The following is a 16,478-nucleotide window of genomic DNA, read 5'->3' as shown; positions in this document are numbered from 1 at the left end:
ACTCACTTCGCAATGCTCCTCTCAAAGGGTTGAAACAGGCTATAAAGCTTATCGAGCTCATGGCGATTACCATAATCGACGTCTGCGCAATTTTTGGAAAGCCGCTCCCTTAGCTCCGGATCCTGATAGAGCCTTGCTATCCCATCCGCGATCCCCTCGACGGATAATTCGGAAATAACGCCGTCAATCTCATTGCTGACCTGGCTGCTGGCAGTCGAGTAATTCGTTATGACAATGGGCTTTCCTAATATTTTCGCTTCCGTAACCGTCACTGCTTTCCCTTCGTATCTGGATGGCTGCACGTATACATCGCAAGCTTCAATATAGGGATACGGATTAATTTGCTTGCCAAGCAGAATAAAACGGTCCTGCAGGTTATATTCCGCAATCAGGCTTTGAATCATCGGTTCGTCGCCACCGTAGCCAACAACGTACCAGACGATATCATCATAGCCTTGATCGGCAAGCAGCTTGAGTGCTTTAACGGCATTATCGATTCCTTTCGCATGGGACAATCTGCCTACTGTGAGCAGCTTGAACCGCTTATCCGACACCATCGGATTAACAGCCAGCTTCTCGGACGCCATGCTCCTAATGAACTCGGGCGACATCATGTTCTCGATCACAATCGTCTTATTTCTCAAAGTAGGGTACTTGTCTAAAAATGATTCTCTGCATGCATCGGAAACCGCGATAATATGGTCGAATTTATTCCACATCTTCAAATCCATCTCGCGAAGGGTATGGACGGTAGAAAAGTCAGTATGTATCCACGCACATTTCTTATTTGCTTTAACTTTGTCCGCTACAAAATAGTGCGGCCACAAGTAGCTGATCGCTACATCATATTCAGCCGATAGCTTAGGAAGGAAAGGCAGGGCATACTTCCACATGAGCTGCTGCTGAATATAACCCGATTCGGGTACTTCCTTCATTCGGCCAATGAGCCGGGCATGAAATTTAGATAAAAGGCGAGCAATGCCTAAATGCAGCTGCTTCGATAGCAATAGGCTCCCAATGCCCTTTCTGAAAGTAGCATATTGCGGAATCTCATCAAGAAGCTTCGCTTTATCATTTAGGAGGGTCATGAAATCTCCTTTATGCCGATACAGCATTAATTCGACATGAAAGGAATCATATTGAAACTCATCCAGCATGCCCGCGAGGCTTCGCTCGACACCCCCGACCTCCATATCATAGGAAGCAATAAGCCATTTTTTCATTGTTTTCTCCTTACTTAAAAAATCAATCTTTGGAGGCTGCAGCATTGGTTTTCATTTTCCTCCATCCCCACAAAAACGGACGGAGCGGAAAATACAAGAAATGCAGCGCCTTAGGGAGAGGAAGAGTTTCCGCATCCTCCGCATAAGGAAACATAAAGCTTGCAATAAACTGTATTTTTTGCGGTATCGTCAGCAGGGTAAAAAGATACCGTTTATGGTAGCGTCTTATTTCTTCCGCTATCGGCGGGGAATGCAAATTGACCAGCCGATAAATATAGAACATCGCATCCTCCGCGAGCCAATGCGCTTTCCTTCCCGCAAGCAGCGGCTTCATCTCATTGCGGAGCGGCAGCGACAGCAGGCGTGCCGCCAGAAGCAGTGCCTGCCCGCCAATATGGGAATAGTTATGCTTCCTCAGCAGCTTCGTAAGCTTTGGCCAATCCATCTTCTGATTCACGAGCTGCTTGATGTCCAGCAGCCATCGAAGCCTTGACCAGCCGTGCCGAGCTCCGTGCGATACAAGGAACATAAACAAATCTTCTCTTCCGAGATAATAAATCGGACGGTTGATCAATGCGCTTTTGCGCTTGCGGCTCCAAAGATCATTAAAACTTGGCTCCTTAGACGGAGCAGGATTTAAACGCCAATGAAGCTCGACCTTAATTCCCTTTTTCGGATGCACAAAGGTCGTATGATGATGTCTCCACTTCCAATCATTCAGCACCGAAACAATATATTCATCCTTCTCGTACCCAAGGGATACTAGAAGCGCTTCTGCATGGTCCAGCTCCTTGAGCGGAATAAGGAGATCGAGGTCACAAGAGGTGCGCAGCGATACATCTCCATATAAATCGGCAGCAATGACCGGCCCCTTCAAAAACAGCGAACGCAGCCCACGCTCGGAAAATTCCTTGGCAAGCTGCTCCATCTCGCCGCTGAGCGTAAGCATCAGCAGCGTATTGCGATAATAGTCACGTTGAAACATTTGGGTGACAAATATCGGGACCTCCGCTGATTTCAGCTCCTGAAGCTTGCGATTGACAGTAGGGAATACCCGATGATGCCTTGCCAGCTCGATAAATCGGTCCCAATCTGCGTTTTGCAGCAGCTCCTGATAATCAAAGGACTGATCGGCCTCATCGTCTGACGAGAGAAAGGCAAGCATTAATCGCAATTCGCCAGAGAGATCTTCCTTATGGAGAGTGACGTTGTTATTCATGAATATCTCCTTCATACTAATTAGCCAATAACGAACAAAATGTTTATTTTGTTCTATAAAACGAACACAAGTACAGATTATCACCTTACCTAATTTCTGTCAATCATCATTGCTTATGTTCACTATTCTTTTACAAAAAAGGGCTTGTTTCTGCTAGAATGGAAGAGTCCATAGGCATGATTAAATGAATTAGGAGGATGAAGCTGATGCAAAACATTATTGTATATGGTGCTAGCGGTCATGCGAAGGCCGTCATTGATACGATAGAGAAAACGGGCTTGTATCGAATCGCGGGCTTGCTGGACGACAATAAACCGTCTGGCACTACCATTTATGGCTATGAGGTTTTAGGCGATAAAAGCTGGCTTGCAGCTAACCTCGATTCCATCAGCGGCGGCATCGTTGCAATCGGAGACACCTGGTTACGTTCAAAAGTAGCAGCAAAAATCACTGACATCCTTCCGCGCTTTTCCTTTATTACGGCCATCCACCCGGCAGCTTCTATTGCAAGAGGCGCTCAGATCGGAGCGGGGTCCGTCATTATGGCAGGCAGCGTCGTCAATAGCGATACAACGATTGGCGAGCACTGCGTACTCTATTCCCAAACATCGGTCGATCACGATTCCTCGCTCGGCAGCTTCGTTACGCTCGCTCCAAAGGCAGCCACAGGCGGCAGCGTCAGTATTGGCGACTATTCCGTTGTTTCGATTGGCGCGAATATCATTCACGGCAAAACGATCGGCGAACATACCGTTATTGGCGCAGGCTCTACGGTCTTAACCGATATTCCATCTTATAAGGTCGCTTACGGCACGCCGGCGAAAGTCATTCGAGCACGTGAGAAGGGTGAACGTTACCTATAGACTAGAGCGACTATGCCGATTGTACGGTTTTAACTACTGTTCGATCGAAGACGCTATTCATGCAATCGACGACTCTTACCTGATCCACGCTGCTCATGCTAGAACCGGACGGCAAACAAATTCCGCTTTGGAATAACCGCTCGCAGACGGACTCGCCGCCTTCGTGCGCGTAGAACTGGCAGCCTTCAAAGAGCGGCTGCAAATGCAGAGGCTTCCACAGCGGACGCGCCTCAATGTTGGCAGCCGTCAAGGCATCCAGCAGCTCCCCGATCGTCGTATTCATCTCCTGCTCATCAATGACGATCGCAGTCAACCATCGATTGGAGTTTGTACCGGTTAACTCAGGCATAAAGCTGATGCCCGCGCGATTCGCGAACGCTTCTACATAGTTCTCATATACCGCTCTTCTTGCAGCTACTCGTTCATCCAAAACCTCTAATTGCGCTCTGCCAACACCAGCTAACAGATTGCTCATTCGATAATTGAAGCCCATGCTGCTGTGCTGATAATGGGCGGCTGCATCCCTCGCTTGCGTCGCAAGAAAACGTGCTCTTTGCAGCAGCTCTACATCCTCTGATACGAGCATCCCGCCGCCCGAGGTCGTAATGATTTTATTCCCGTTAAACGAGTAGATGCCAAATTTGCCAAAGGAGCCGCTTTGCTTGCCTTTATAAGTGGAGCCGAGCGATTCCGCAGCATCCTCGATGACGGGTACCTCATATTGCTCGCATAGCCTCATAATTTCATCCATTTTCGATACTTGCCCGTACAGATGAACGACGATAACCGCCTTCGGCAGCTTTCCTTGACGATCCGCATCCTCAAAAGCTTGCTGCAGCGCCTCTGGCGACATATTCCACGTATCCGGCTCAGAATCTATGAAGACGGGCTCAGCCCCGCAATAACGGATCGGATTGGCGCTCGCCACAAACGTAAAGCTTGAGCAAAATACCGTGTCCCCTGCACCTGCGCCAAGCAGCTGCAGCGATAGATGGATAGCTGCCGTACCCGAGCTGACCGCAACCGCATCCGCAGTGCCTGCGTAAGCAGCGAGCTGCTTCTCGAAGGCGTCTATATTCGGACCAAGCGGCGCTATCCAGTTGGTTTCAAACGCTTCATCGATATAATTTCTCTCCTTCCCGCTCATATGAGGAGGGGATAAATATATTTTTTTCATTTCATTTGCCGACACTTAACTACACATCCTTTTTCATATTTTTCACATTAAAAAGCCATCCCCCAAGCTGAACCGCTGCTTGAGAAATGGCTTTATCCTTCACTATGGCTTGTCGTTCCTTGAAACATCGGCATCGTCACATGATTCGCATTCGATACGCCCTCGGACCGAATGACCTTCTTCACCGTCAGCAGCAAGATCTTTAAATCCAGCGCCAAGCTTTGATTCTCCACATACCATACGTCGCGCTCAAATCGTTCTTCCCACGAGACATCGTTTCTGCCGTGAATCTGTGCCCAGCCCGTTATGCCTGGCTTGACCAGATGCCGCTTCGCTTGCTCTTCATTGTAAAGCGGCAAATATTCCATAAGCAGCGGTCGTGGTCCAATAAGGCTAAGCTCGCCTTTGACGACGTTAATGAGCTGAAGAAGCTCATCCAAGCTGAATTTGCGCATGAGGCTTCCGAAGGCAGTAAGCCTTAAGTGATCCGGCAGGAGCTGACCGAGGCTATCCTTCTCCGAGGTCATCGTTCGAAATTTATAGACATAGAAGGGAACGCCGTGCTTGCCAGGACGCTGCTGCTTAAATACGATGGGCGAGCCAAGCTTAATCCGAACCAATATCGCGGTCACAGCAATGACAGGAGACAGCGCCAGCAGCAAAATACTAGAAACAATAAGATCAAACAATCGCTTTATCATCAGTATGGACTCCTAAAATGCAAACTATGAGCTTATTCGTTCGATGAGAGCAGCTGTCTCATCCTTGAAATCATCTTGGGGCCGACAACCCGGCTTACAACTCGCTTCACGTCTCCTCTAAGGCGAACATGGGCAGGAAGCCATGACTGGGCAAAATGATGAATCGTATAGCTGTCATTCGTGATGTAATTTCCTCCGTTAATATAGTCATAAGGGCTGAAATACGTTCGCGGATAGAAGGTCACGCCATTACGCAGCACTTGATATTCGCCGTTCAGCTTGAGGCCATGCCGGCTGCAAATTTCGGTAATGACGGCCGTGTTGGTCGTCATATCAAGCGAGCCGTCCGGAAGCAGGAAGCTGCGGCTGCCGTAATGATCAAGCAGCTCTTTAATCCATGGATGCCCCTTCTCCGCTCCCATCGTTCCGGATTGCAGAAAGGTCTGATCCTCAAAGCCGGAGAACGCTTCATGCTGATGGAGCGGATTCAAAGGCTTAATAACCTCAACATCCGTATCCAAATAAATGCCGCCATGCTTGTAAAGCGCATATAGACGAACATAATCGCTGACGAATGCGTATTTCCGCGCCTCATAAGCTTCCTTTACGTAGCGGTTGGACGAAATATCGAAGCTGTCCTCGTTCCACTCCATCAGTTCGTAATCGCCTAAATGCTTTTGCCAGCTGCGCATGCACTTTTCAATCTTCCTTGGCTTCTCGCCCCGTCCGAACCAGCAGTAATGAACGATACGAGGTATTTTGCTTGAAGCATTCATTTACACCACTCCTAAAACGGCCATTTTATGTAATCACTTTTGTAATCCAATCCCAGTGCAATGACGCTTTCATAGAAATAAAATAAGAAATAAAACACTAAAATCACGATATAGATAAGCTTCTGATCCTTCTCGCGAAACACCTTGATTAACCAAGCGATTAAAATAAGCTGATACAAATTGAAATAAATAGCCATTCTTGCAAAAATCCAATTTTGCGTAGCGATAATCATTAACACGACGCCTACCAGCGAGACATTCACGATAATATCGGACTTCGGAAATAGGCTTCTCAATTTTTCTCTGCCAAAATAGGCAATCACAATCGGTATAATCCAGACGATTGCTCTAAGGATGTTCGCTCCGCCTTCATCAAACGATGCATAATTGCTGTACTGGGTGTCTTTAATCGCTGTGAATAGCAGCTCAGAAAATTCATTGAAGCCAACGACAATGAGAACGGCAAGCCCAAGGAGCATAGCGGTCGATCTCGTCCATGCTTTTCTGCGCACGATAAAGTAAATAGGAATCATAATCAACGAGCTTTGATGAATGAAGGAAGCGAGTACAACGATGAGTATGTATGGTTTCCATTTGCCCTCTAATAGAAACTTTGTCGCAGTCATTACGATTGCGGCGGCCAGAAACTGTCTCATGCCGTTCATTGAAATGGTGTACGTACCCGTTGTTATGTATAAGAAGACGCTAAGCTCGAACAATCTCGTATACTTAAACAGCACCATAACGATAAGCAGATTGGTCACAATTCCAGTCGTCAATATGAGAATTTGCGGATCATTCGAAATCTGCTTCAACAGCATCTGCAAAATATTAAAACCGATATCGTTGCTGCCCTTGATAGACTCCCATGAGAAATCTTCTAGTGTATAGCTGTGCATATACAGATAGGTATCTCCAATATTCGATCGCAGGCCGGATACTAAAGCGAGTGCCAGTGCAGCTACTATAGCGAGAAATCTGTTCGGTATGATCGGCGAAGGGGCGATCCCTGCTGGTACTGAAAAGTATCTGGCCGCTAGAGAGACTGAGAATACGAAAGCCAGCGTAAACCACAGTATCGACATTTTATTCGTCCCTTCCTAATAAGATCAATTTGACCTGCTGTTTCAATGATTTTGCTTCACGACTGTCGCTTTATTCGTATTTTGGATGTAAAAGTAAAGCATAACGCCAAACGGAATGGCCAGCAGCGTAACCCATTTGCGAGGCGATTCCCTCAAAAAGCGTTTATTGCGAATGATCAAGCTGCTGGACACATAATGAATGGCCTCGCGGATTCTGCCTTTCCATGACGGCGCGTAAGCCATCGCCGCTTTGCGAAAGAAGGAGAAGCCGCGCGGATTTTTTTTGTACTGATTAATCATATTCAAGCTTGATCCATCCTGCCGATATTCAACGACGCACAGCACCTCATTCATAATAAGCAGCGGATAATCCTGATCGATAAGGATGTATTTGTAGGATAACGGACAGTACTTCTCACCGGAAAATATCGGGTATGGCGGATATTTCCTCGTTATTTCTGAACGGTAAACGAGCTTTTTGTCGCCTTTCACATGATGAAGGGCGTATAGATCCGTCAGCGTTGAAGACTCCAATTGCTCAGGCATTCTGGTGCCGATAACCTCATAATTTTGGTTCACATCCAGCCCGACAATGCCTGCAAAGCGATCATTTCCTGCCGCTAGCCAAAACTTCGTTATTTTCTCTACGGCGTCATCTGCCATATAATCATCCGAATCAATGCAAACATTAAGCTCCGTTTCAATTCGTTCATAAGCTGCATTATGCGCGCCATGCATCCCCTGATTCTCTTGATAATGATAGCGGATCGCTATGAGATTCTCCGCTATCCAGCCTGCTACAAGCTCCCTCGTTTGATCCGTAGAGCCATCATCAATGATGAGCCATACAAAGCTTTTGTTGCTTTGGCGTTTTAGGCTCTCGTAGCAAAGGTGAAGCGTATACGCACGGTTATAGGTAGGCGTAAACACAGTCAACATCGGCTTCAATCTTATTCCCCCCTTTACCCGAAAGCGGATTCGGACACGTGATCCATATAATAGTCAGACAGCCATTTCGCCATAGTAGACGTATCATATCCGTTCTTTCTTAATAATTCCGCTGTATCGGCATGCTCGCGGGACGCACTCAACATTTGCTCGGCCCAATACTCAGCAGGTTGCTTTAAGCCAATGAACTGAAGCCTGCCAGTAACGTCGGTCTCCGCCGTAATCGTATCGGAAATGACGCAGCTTAAGCCAGCCGCTTGAGCTTCAATAAGCACAACCGGCAGCCCTTCAAATAAGGAAGGAAACAGAAAAATATCGATTCCTTGCAGCAGATCCGATACATCGGCTCGAACGCCCAGCAGCTTTACATGCTCAGATAACCCTAGTCTTTCTATTTTCTTCTCGATCATTGGCCGAAGATGTCCCTCGCCTGCAAGGACTAGCATAGAGTTCGGCTCCTTGTCATGAACGGCTTTAAATATGTCGATCAAAAAATCATGGTTTTTCTGCTCATTAAATCGTCCAATGTGGCCGATGACCAAGCGATCTCCCGCAGCAAGCTCGGCTCTTATGGCATCGCGAGTGCTCGAATTAAAAGAGAACTGCTTTACATCAACCGCATTATTTAGCACAACCACTTTGCCGGAATCTGCTAGCCGTTTGCCGAACAGCCATTTTCCTGCGCTTTTCGAACATGCAAAGTAGCTGCTCGGATTATCCTTTATCGCCAGCCTTGCATACATGCGGAAAGGCAGCTTGATGTCGAGCCCCAGATCACTTAAATGGCTATGCATAATTCGGCAAGGAACGCCTGCTTTCTTGGCAGCCTTTAGGATAAAGCTGCTATTCTCGTTAATATGGGCATGCACAACCTGATAATAAGGATGCTCCTTAAAAAATAAGTCCAATCGTTTAAAATAGGGCGAGTAATTCCCTGGCTTGATTTGCGGCATGCGATAAATTTTTCCGCCTAACGCAATAATTTCTTGATCATAATGGCCTTCCTCATCGCGATGAACGATGAAATCAAACTGAATTTTGCTTCGATCCATTTGACGATAGTAATTCATCAGCATGGTTTCTAATCCGCCGCGATTCATGACCGTTGCCACTTGCAAGATTCGAACCGGTTTCAACTGCAATCCTCCCCGTATTCCTTTTTCGCATCCAATTGATACCAATCAGCATGACGTATATGGCGAGCGAAAATTTTATTTTTGCGCATACAAAAAAAGCCTTCCATATGAGAGGGCTGTAGCTTGTATCGAACTGTTTAAAAGACTGCTTGACCTTGTCGCCATGCAGCAGCTTATGCAGCGCCTTCAGCTTCTTCCCAAAGGAAGCCGCCCTGCCCTCGCTCATAATATTAAGGCCGAGCCCTAACACATTCATGGAAATCCGATTATTGAATGCCGTTCTATACTCATCGTTCAACTGCTTCTCTGAAATGAAGGATTGAATAGCGGCATAGAGCCGGTCAAATTTATATTGCAGCGCAGGATTGTAGGTCGATGTAATCGACTCTGTATTCGAACGCCAATAATGGTAGAGCGGCCGATTAAGGAAAACAAACGATTTGGCATAATAAAAGGCATGAATGTTAAACAACGTATCCTCATTGCTGCCGATGACAGCAAGATCCATAAACTTCAGTCCATGATCCTTAATCAGTTCGGCCCGGTAAAGCTTGGACCAGACCGTCCCCCATGCATCCAAGTTTTCCGGCTTAGCTAATTCTTCTTTCAGTGGACCAACTAGACGCCTGAGCATCTTCGCTTGTAACTCATCAGCACGATACGTTTGTTTGTCTGGCATATCGAATCGTTTTTCCTTCGAATGCGTCTCAAACTCACGGACATATGTGCACATCGCGATATCGCTGTCTTCCTCGGCAGCCGCATGGTACAACTGCTCATACATGCTCTCATGAACCCAATCGTCAGGATCAACAAAGCCGATGTATTGTCCTCTTGCCGCCAAAACACCGTCGTTTCTGGCAGCGGATACACCGCCGTTCGCTTTATCAATGATCGTAATTCGCGAATCTTGACGGGCGTATTTCTGCAATAGCTCCAAGCTGAAATCGCGAGAACCGTCATTAACCGCTATAATCTCGATCTCTCTCAGACTTTGTCCGAGCAAGCTTTGAAGGCAGCGGTCCAAATAGTCTTCCATATTATATATAGGCACGACGATACTGACTTTGGGATTCATTTTGTTCCCCCACCATAAACGACTTGTAAATTTCGCTTAGCTCCTGCTTGACCTGTATTAAGCTGTATTTCTGCACGAGATGCATGCTCTGCATGCCCATTAACTGCCTTAGCTCAATCGACTCGCTTAGCTGCTTCAACCTTTTTGCAAATAGCTCCGTGTCTTGAGGCGCAACGACATACCCGTTCACTTCGTCGTGAACAAGTTCTGAATGGCCTCTATTCACCGTCGCGACAATGGGCAGCCCGCAAGCCATCGCCTCCATGATATTGACTGGCAGCCCTTCGCGCAGGCTGGATGCAACAGCGGCATCGCACATCGGCAGCAGACTGTCGATATCGCTCCGATAGCCAAGAAAATGTACCATGGAGCCAACGCCGAGCTGATGCGCCAGCTCTTTGCACGCTTCAAGCAGCGGTCCGGTTCCTGCAAGCAGCAGCCTCGTATGAGGTGCCTGCTCTTTGATCGCAGCAAGCGCATGGATCAACAGCTGATGGTTTTTATTTTTGTTGAATTCAGCCGCGTAGAAGAGGAGAAAATCATCCGTCCGAAAATCAAGCTCCTGCCTTAGCCGCCATTTATCGATTTTTTGAATAGGCTTATAACGCAACATATTTACGCCGACGCCATGAACCTGCGCGATTTGCTTCGCTTTGAAGCCTTTGGAGACGGCAAGCGCGTAATCCTCTTCATTAATCGTAATGAGACAGTCGGTTAAGCGCGACAGACTCTTCTCAATCGGATAATAGAGCATCCAGTTCAGGAGCGAGGCGCCTTTGCAGAAATGGAAGCCATGCGCCGTATAAATGACCTTTGTGCCTTGTTTTCTAACACTCGACGCTGCAAGCCTTGCAAGCACGCCGCCCATCGGCGTATGGCAATGAATGATTTTATAATTCTGCTCTTTAATAATGGCCTTCAGCTCTTGATGAGCCTTGATATTGTTCAATCGCAAGGGAGATCGTTCAATCGCCAAATTAAACTTCTTGTCAACAAAAGGGAGGTTCAGCTCGCCTTTCGCGGCGACGTGAACCTCCCAGCCCTGCTGCTTGAACCATTCCATAATAGGCAGATGAAAAGCCTTGAAATGATAATCAACTGTAGCGCAAAATAATATTTTATCCGGCATAAGTTTACCATCCTATACTAGAATTATTTTCTAGCAGCTTCCTTTTCAACCATTAGTGACAGATAGTTTAACAGCTCGTAGCGCAGATCCTCACGCTGAAGCGCGAATTCAATCGTCGTCTGGATAAAGCCCATTTTCTCGCCAACATCATAACGCTTGCCTTCGAATTCGTACGCATAAACCGCTTCGGACAAATTCAAAGCCGCAATTGCATCAGTCAGCTGTATTTCGCCGCCAGCGCCAGGGGTTTGATTGCCCAAAATGTCAAAAATCGCAGGGTTTAAAATGTATCGCCCCATTATGGCCATATTCGATGGCGCCGCTTCTCTGGCAGGCTTCTCTACCAGATGCCTAACCCGGTGGAAGGACTCCTCCATCTTTGCTCCATCAACGATGCCGTAACGGGAAACCGCCTCATCCGCTACGCGCTGAACGCCGATGATCGAGGTGTGATATTGCTCATATTTCTCAATCATCTGCTTGATGCAAGGCTTCTCCGCGGAGATGATATCATCGCCCAGCAGCACGGCAAACGGCTCATCTCCGATGAACTTGCGAGCGCACCAGATGGCATGCCCTAGACCCTTTGGCTCCTTCTGACGGATATAGTGAATATCCACCATATCAGCCGACTTGCGAACCTCGCTTAGCAAATCGTATTTATGCTTAGCCTCTAAAATTTGCTCAAGCTCAATCGAATTGTCAAAATGGTCCTCAATCGCGCGTTTTCCTTTGCCCGTCACGATAATAATATCTTCAATGCCCGATTCGATCGCTTCCTCGACAATGTACTGAATGGTAGGCTTATCGACAATCGGCAGCATTTCCTTTGGCATTGCTTTTGTTGCGGGAAGAAACCTGGTTCCAAGTCCCGCAGCTGGAATAATGGCTTTTCTAACTTTCATAGCGTTTAGCAACTCCTTCGTCATTTTAGCCTGTTACTGATGCAAATTCCGGAAGCTCCACGATGTTGTTCGCAAGATCCAGCAGTCTAATCCGTAGTTCCGCTTTGCTCATGCTGTCATGGATGGCAATCATTTCTTCAATTTGCTCAAAATAAATCTCAAACGATTTGCCTATATAAATTTTCGGATATACCTGCTTCTCGTTCATTTCATTGTCCTTGAGCATTTCCTCAAAGAGCTTCTCTCCAGGCCTAATGCCCGTGTACTGAATGCCGATCTCCTCGACCGTGTAGCCTGACATTCGAATGACATTTTGCGCAAGATCGGTTATTTTGACCGGATCTCCCATGTCGAGAACGAATATTTCGCCGCCCCTAGCCAGCGCCCCAGCTTGGATAACCAGTCGGGATGCCTCCGGTATCGTCATAAAATAGCGAACCATGTCAGGATGCGTGACCGTTACGGGTCCGCCCTTTTCAATTTGCTTCTTGAACAGCGGAATAACGCTGCCTCGACTGCCCAAAACGTTGCCGAATCGAACCGCTACAAATTTGGTCGTGCTGAACCGATCCATATGCTGTATGACCATTTCCGCAATTCTTTTCGTTGCTCCCATAACGCTTGTCGGGTTGACCGCCTTATCGGTTGAAATCATGACAAAGGTATCGACGCGGGCCTGGCTGGCCGCTCTTGCCGCGTTCAATGTGCCCATCACGTTGTTTTTGAACGCTTCCTCTGGATTTCTCTCCATTAACGGCACATGCTTATGCGCAGCCGCATGATAAACGACTTGAGGACGATGAGCCTGCATAACCGCCATCATTTTATTCGCATCCTGCAGGTCTGCGATTTCGGTCACAAATTCGATGTTGGTATGCCCATAGAGCTCCCTCAGCTCCATCTCAATGGAGTAGATGCTGTTCTCCCCGTGTCCAAGCAAAATAAGCTTCTCCGGTAAAAACCTAGAAACCTGCCTGCATACCTCCGAGCCAATCGAGCCGCCCGCTCCCGTTACCATCACGACCTTCTGGGTGACATAACCTGAGATGCTCTCGATATCCAGCTCTACAGGCTCACGGCCTAATAAATCCTCAACCTGCACATCACGAAATTGGCTGACCGAGATTCTCCCCGTAGCCAAATCCTCAAGCATCGGTATAATCTGCGTCTTTGCTTTCGTTTTCGCGCATTCGCTAAAGATCGTGTTGAGCTGTTTTTTGCTCAATGACGGAATCGCGATTACAATATTGTTGATGTCATGCAAGGTCGCAACCTTGGCGATGCTCGCAACGCCGCCTAGCACAGGCAATCCCATAATATCGAGATTATGCTTGTTGACATCGTCGTCTATGAAACCCATCGGGATAAGCTCCGTGTCGCTGTTGCTTAGCAGCTGCCGAGCAAGCATCGTACCCGCAGAGCCGGCTCCAACGATCAATGTGCGCTTGCGCAGGCCGGCATGCTTATTGTAGCTGCCTCGGAAAATTCGCCAGCAAAGCCTCGAGCCTCCGATCAGCATCATATGAATCATCCAAGTGACAGCGAGCAGACGCATAAACACATCCCCCATCACCAGCTGCTGAATGACAGCCGCGGCAAGAATGGAGAAGGAGACTGACTTCGAAATAATCAGCAACTCCCCGACGCTTGCATATTCCCACGCCTTCTTATACAGCTTGTAATAGAAGGAGAAGAAATGATGGCTCAATAAGAGCGTAATCGAGCTGATCACAATCGGTGCCGTTACCACATCAAGCGAAGCGCTAAGTAAAAATCGGCTAAAAAAGATAGCGGTAAATACGATCATGGAGTCGATTAAAATCAATAATGACAATCTTTGTCGATACGTCAAAGCCATTTCACCCTTTCCAGTCATACATCAAATAAAGTGGTTGCTAAAGAAGCGGTAGCCTTCGCCATTATTCGAGAAGGTTTGATGTGACACCCCTTTAGAGTGTTTAACTAAAAGGCTTTATACAAAACCATTTAGTTGAATACTCTAATGCAGAATCCAGGGCATTCAACCCCGCCTCACACCACACTCTTGACGACTCGCGTCTAAGGTTTTCGTAACCCACAGCATGGCCGAGTGCCTCCATTGATAACGGTGAGGAGACATTACCGAGCGTGACTGTCTTTATGAAAACAACGTTGTGCTTTATAAAGAACAGTCGCCCCGTAAAAAAAGCGCTATCCGATTTACGATCATCAAACGCTCTTTTGGTTAAGTATGACGCCTAGAATATTCGCTTTTGCGAACATCAAAGCACGTTTTGCTTCAATGGCTTGCTCTTGCTGTGTTTTACCGCTTTGAAGCAGCAAGAGCACCCCATCGCATTTGCCTACAAGCGCGTTCGTATCCGGTACACCGAGGACAGGCGGACAATCGAGCAGCACCATATCGTATTGCTCGGATGCGTACTGCATCACATCAATCATAAGCTGAGAATCCAGCAGCTCTGTCGAATTATAAAGGCGCTGGCCGCTCGGCAAAATATCCAATCCTTCGACCTCGGTATTATAGATGGCCTCGCGAATTTCGAGCTGCTGGCCTAAGACATTCGACAGGCCTGGAGAAGTTTGTACTTGAAAAATTTTGTTGATGATCGGATTTCTGAAATTTGCGTCGATAATGAGTACGCGGTCGCCGCGCTGCGCCATACATACGGCGAGGTTTACGGTCGTAGTCGATTTGCCTTCGCCCTCCGAGGGGGAGGTGACAAGCAGCGATTGAATCTTGCTCCCGTTTGAAGCATAGTGAATATTGTTCCGAATGGTTCGGTACTGCTCTGAAATAGAGCCATGAGGATTAATATAAGCAAGTAAGCTTCTATTTACATAGGTCTTTGACGCCTTTTGCCGTTCACGAACCAATCGTCTCACCTCGCGCTATAATGCTTTTTTGTTTCTTCAAATGTCTGGCATAATCTTTTCGCTTCATTTTGGTTACTTGACCTAGCATCGTTAAGCCGAGCAGCTCTTCGATCTCTCGTTCCGACTTGATAGAATCGTCAAGCGAATCAAGCAGAAAGACTAAACCGATGCTGAATATAAGACCTAGCATAAATCCTGCAATCAGCATCGTGTTGCTCTTCACATTAATAGAGTTAGGATTTTCTTCCGCCATCGTTAGTAGCTGAATGCTCGATATGCCCAGCGTACCTGCTGCTACTTGCCGGTAAGCTTCAACGCTAGTATTGGCAATTTCAGCCGCAAGCTTTGAGTCGCTGTCCATAACCGTTATAAGCGTTAAAAGCGAGCCTTCCACACTATCCACTCTGATTTGACTTCTTAATTGCGAGACAGAACGATTAAGCTCCAGCTTCTCTATGACCTTGTTCAGGACGATAGGCTCGCGAAACATCACCTTTGCCGTACCCATCATTTCTGACGAAGCAGAAACAATAACTCTTGCGGATGCAGCATACATGGGCGTTTCTGGTCTAGAGTTATAAAGCGCTGCGAGTACGGTAACGATCACCGTGATCAGTACAACCATCCATAAACGCTTTCTAACCGTAGAGTATAAAGCTTTGAGATTGATCTCTTTGACCTTTACTCTGTCATTCTCGTTACGCAAAGCTGGTTGATCCTCTAACCGTTTTCCATCCATTCGCACACCTGCTTAATATGTTTGTTATAAAGAACGATAACACAATATTAGTTCTTTATATAGAACATGTCAATACACGTTTTTCTTTTTTTCGGGTAGCCTTCAGTTATCGATATGAAGAATGATAATATTTGATGTTTTCTTTTTCTCGCTCGAGTATACGCTCGTTTCCGCAATGCTTTCCTTCCACATGTTCGATCGGATCAAATCCTTCAAAGCTTGGAAATCACCTTTGCTCATGCCCTCATCAACCGCGTCTTTAATAATGGAACGCCATTCCTCATCCAGCAATTCATCCTCATGAATTTTTGGTAAATGCTCTTCTCCAAGCAAATATTCAATGTTAGAATCCAAAGGAGCTGCTATTTTTGCCATTACCTGAAGAGATGGGTTATTCTGCATATTGCGTTCAATGTAGCTTAAGTAGGACTTGGATACGCCTGCTAGGTCGGCAAGCTTCGTTATCGAGTAGCCCTTTTTTTCCCGTAGACTTTTAATCCGTTCCCCAATCATAAGATTCTCCTTCGGCCAGTTTAGATCCTAACGATAAGCTTAGAACTTTCAACCAAAATGTAAGACGTTATAACAGACAATATAGCTATTGTAGTTCTTTAAAAAGAACAGG

16 protein-coding genes are annotated in these 16,478 nt (G+C 46.8%); 1 reads left to right on the top strand and 15 read right to left on the bottom strand.

Features of this window, described 5'->3' with window-relative positions:
• Positions 1-2: 2 nt before the first annotated feature.
• The gene (locus HI950_RS24965; RefSeq protein ID WP_169086939.1) at positions 3-1,223 is read right to left on the bottom strand and encodes a glycosyltransferase; all 1,221 of its coding nucleotides are present in this window, start codon (positions 1,221-1,223) and stop codon (positions 3-5) included.
• Between the two features lie 22 nt (positions 1,224-1,245).
• A complete protein-coding gene (locus HI950_RS24960; protein ID WP_169086938.1) occupies positions 1,246-2,442 on the bottom strand; it encodes a nucleotidyltransferase domain-containing protein in 1,197 nt (398 codons plus the stop codon).
• 206 nt (positions 2,443-2,648) lie between these two features.
• Here HI950_RS24960 and HI950_RS24955 point away from each other — a divergent pair, with 206 nt between their 5' ends.
• Positions 2,649-3,305 (top strand): acetyltransferase, encoded by a 657-nt coding sequence (locus HI950_RS24955; RefSeq protein ID WP_169086937.1) that lies wholly within the window; start codon positions 2,649-2,651, stop codon positions 3,303-3,305.
• Positions 3,306-3,315: 10 nt separating this feature from the next.
• Here HI950_RS24955 and HI950_RS24950 read toward each other — a convergent pair whose 3' ends face one another.
• From HI950_RS24950 to HI950_RS24890, 13 genes are all read right to left on the bottom strand, one after another.
• The gene (locus tag HI950_RS24950) at positions 3,316-4,497 is read right to left on the bottom strand and encodes an aminotransferase class I/II-fold pyridoxal phosphate-dependent enzyme (protein ID WP_411268139.1); all 1,182 of its coding nucleotides are present in this window, start codon (positions 4,495-4,497) and stop codon (positions 3,316-3,318) included.
• A gap of 77 nt (positions 4,498-4,574) precedes the next feature.
• Complete coding sequence (locus HI950_RS24945; protein ID WP_317618443.1) at positions 4,575-5,180, bottom strand: sugar transferase; 606 nt, start codon at positions 5,178-5,180, stop codon at positions 4,575-4,577.
• 35 nt (positions 5,181-5,215) lie between these two features.
• On the bottom strand, positions 5,216-5,959 hold the full coding sequence (locus HI950_RS24940) for a glycosyltransferase (protein ID WP_169086935.1): 744 nt from the start codon (positions 5,957-5,959) through the stop codon (positions 5,216-5,218).
• Positions 5,960-5,970: 11 nt separating this feature from the next.
• Entirely contained in the window at positions 5,971-7,044 is a 1,074-nt protein-coding gene (locus HI950_RS24935) for an EpsG family protein (RefSeq protein WP_169086934.1), read from the bottom strand.
• A gap of 42 nt (positions 7,045-7,086) precedes the next feature.
• Positions 7,087-7,992, bottom strand: coding sequence for a glycosyltransferase family 2 protein (locus HI950_RS24930; protein ID WP_169086932.1), 906 nt, complete (start codon positions 7,990-7,992; stop codon positions 7,087-7,089).
• Between the two features lie 14 nt (positions 7,993-8,006).
• Complete coding sequence (locus HI950_RS24925) at positions 8,007-9,128, bottom strand: glycosyltransferase family 1 protein (RefSeq protein ID WP_169086930.1); 1,122 nt, start codon at positions 9,126-9,128, stop codon at positions 8,007-8,009.
• Complete coding sequence (locus tag HI950_RS24920) at positions 9,019-10,206, bottom strand: glycosyltransferase (protein WP_169086928.1); 1,188 nt, start codon at positions 10,204-10,206, stop codon at positions 9,019-9,021. Before HI950_RS24920 ends, HI950_RS24925 begins: the two co-directional genes overlap by 110 nt.
• The gene (locus HI950_RS24915; protein ID WP_169086926.1) at positions 10,169-11,335 is read right to left on the bottom strand and encodes a glycosyltransferase family 4 protein; all 1,167 of its coding nucleotides are present in this window, start codon (positions 11,333-11,335) and stop codon (positions 10,169-10,171) included. The genes HI950_RS24920 and HI950_RS24915 overlap by 38 nt, the downstream gene beginning before the upstream one ends.
• A gap of 23 nt (positions 11,336-11,358) precedes the next feature.
• The gene (galU, locus tag HI950_RS24910; protein WP_169086923.1) at positions 11,359-12,240 is read right to left on the bottom strand and encodes a UTP--glucose-1-phosphate uridylyltransferase GalU; all 882 of its coding nucleotides are present in this window, start codon (positions 12,238-12,240) and stop codon (positions 11,359-11,361) included.
• Positions 12,241-12,265: 25 nt separating this feature from the next.
• Entirely contained in the window at positions 12,266-14,092 is a 1,827-nt protein-coding gene (locus tag HI950_RS24905) for a polysaccharide biosynthesis protein (RefSeq protein WP_169086921.1), read from the bottom strand.
• Between the two features lie 356 nt (positions 14,093-14,448).
• Positions 14,449-15,114 (bottom strand): CpsD/CapB family tyrosine-protein kinase, encoded by a 666-nt coding sequence (locus tag HI950_RS24900; protein ID WP_169086919.1) that lies wholly within the window; start codon positions 15,112-15,114, stop codon positions 14,449-14,451.
• Positions 15,104-15,853: a YveK family protein gene (locus HI950_RS24895; protein WP_169086917.1), complete on the bottom strand. Its 750-nt coding sequence runs from the start codon at positions 15,851-15,853 to the stop codon at positions 15,104-15,106. Before HI950_RS24895 ends, HI950_RS24900 begins: the two co-directional genes overlap by 11 nt.
• Positions 15,854-15,955: 102 nt before the next feature.
• A complete protein-coding gene (locus HI950_RS24890; protein WP_169086915.1) occupies positions 15,956-16,366 on the bottom strand; it encodes a helix-turn-helix domain-containing protein in 411 nt (136 codons plus the stop codon).
• Positions 16,367-16,478: the final 112 nt, after the last annotated feature.

Origin of the sequence: Paenibacillus sp. PL91 (genome assembly GCF_012935325.2) — a bacterium.
GTDB lineage: Bacteria > Bacillota > Bacilli > Paenibacillales > Paenibacillaceae > Pristimantibacillus.
This window is presented reverse-complemented; position numbering and strand designations above follow the sequence as displayed.

Excerpts from the sequence above, each read along its gene's own strand:
- HI950_RS24935 (WP_169086934.1), bottom strand. The coding sequence starts at position 7,044 with ATGTCGATACTGTGGTTTACGCTGGCTTTCGTATTCTCAGTCTCTCTA.
- HI950_RS24890 (WP_169086915.1), bottom strand. The coding sequence starts at position 16,366 with ATGATTGGGGAACGGATTAAAAGTCTACGGGAAAAAAAGGGCTACTCG.
- HI950_RS24955 (WP_169086937.1), top strand. The coding sequence starts at position 2,649 with ATGCAAAACATTATTGTATATGGTGCTAGCGGTCATGCGAAGGCCGTC.
- HI950_RS24960 (WP_169086938.1), bottom strand. The coding sequence starts at position 2,442 with ATGAATAACAACGTCACTCTCCATAAGGAAGATCTCTCTGGCGAATTG.
- HI950_RS24915 (WP_169086926.1), bottom strand. The coding sequence starts at position 11,335 with ATGCCGGATAAAATATTATTTTGCGCTACAGTTGATTATCATTTCAAG.
- HI950_RS24940 (WP_169086935.1), bottom strand. The coding sequence starts at position 5,959 with ATGAATGCTTCAAGCAAAATACCTCGTATCGTTCATTACTGCTGGTTC.
- HI950_RS24965 (WP_169086939.1), bottom strand. The coding sequence starts at position 1,223 with ATGAAAAAATGGCTTATTGCTTCCTATGATATGGAGGTCGGGGGTGTC.
- HI950_RS24895 (WP_169086917.1), bottom strand. The coding sequence starts at position 15,853 with ATGGATGGAAAACGGTTAGAGGATCAACCAGCTTTGCGTAACGAGAAT.
- galU (WP_169086923.1), bottom strand. The coding sequence starts at position 12,240 with ATGAAAGTTAGAAAAGCCATTATTCCAGCTGCGGGACTTGGAACCAGG.
- HI950_RS24920 (WP_169086928.1), bottom strand. The coding sequence starts at position 10,206 with ATGAATCCCAAAGTCAGTATCGTCGTGCCTATATATAATATGGAAGAC.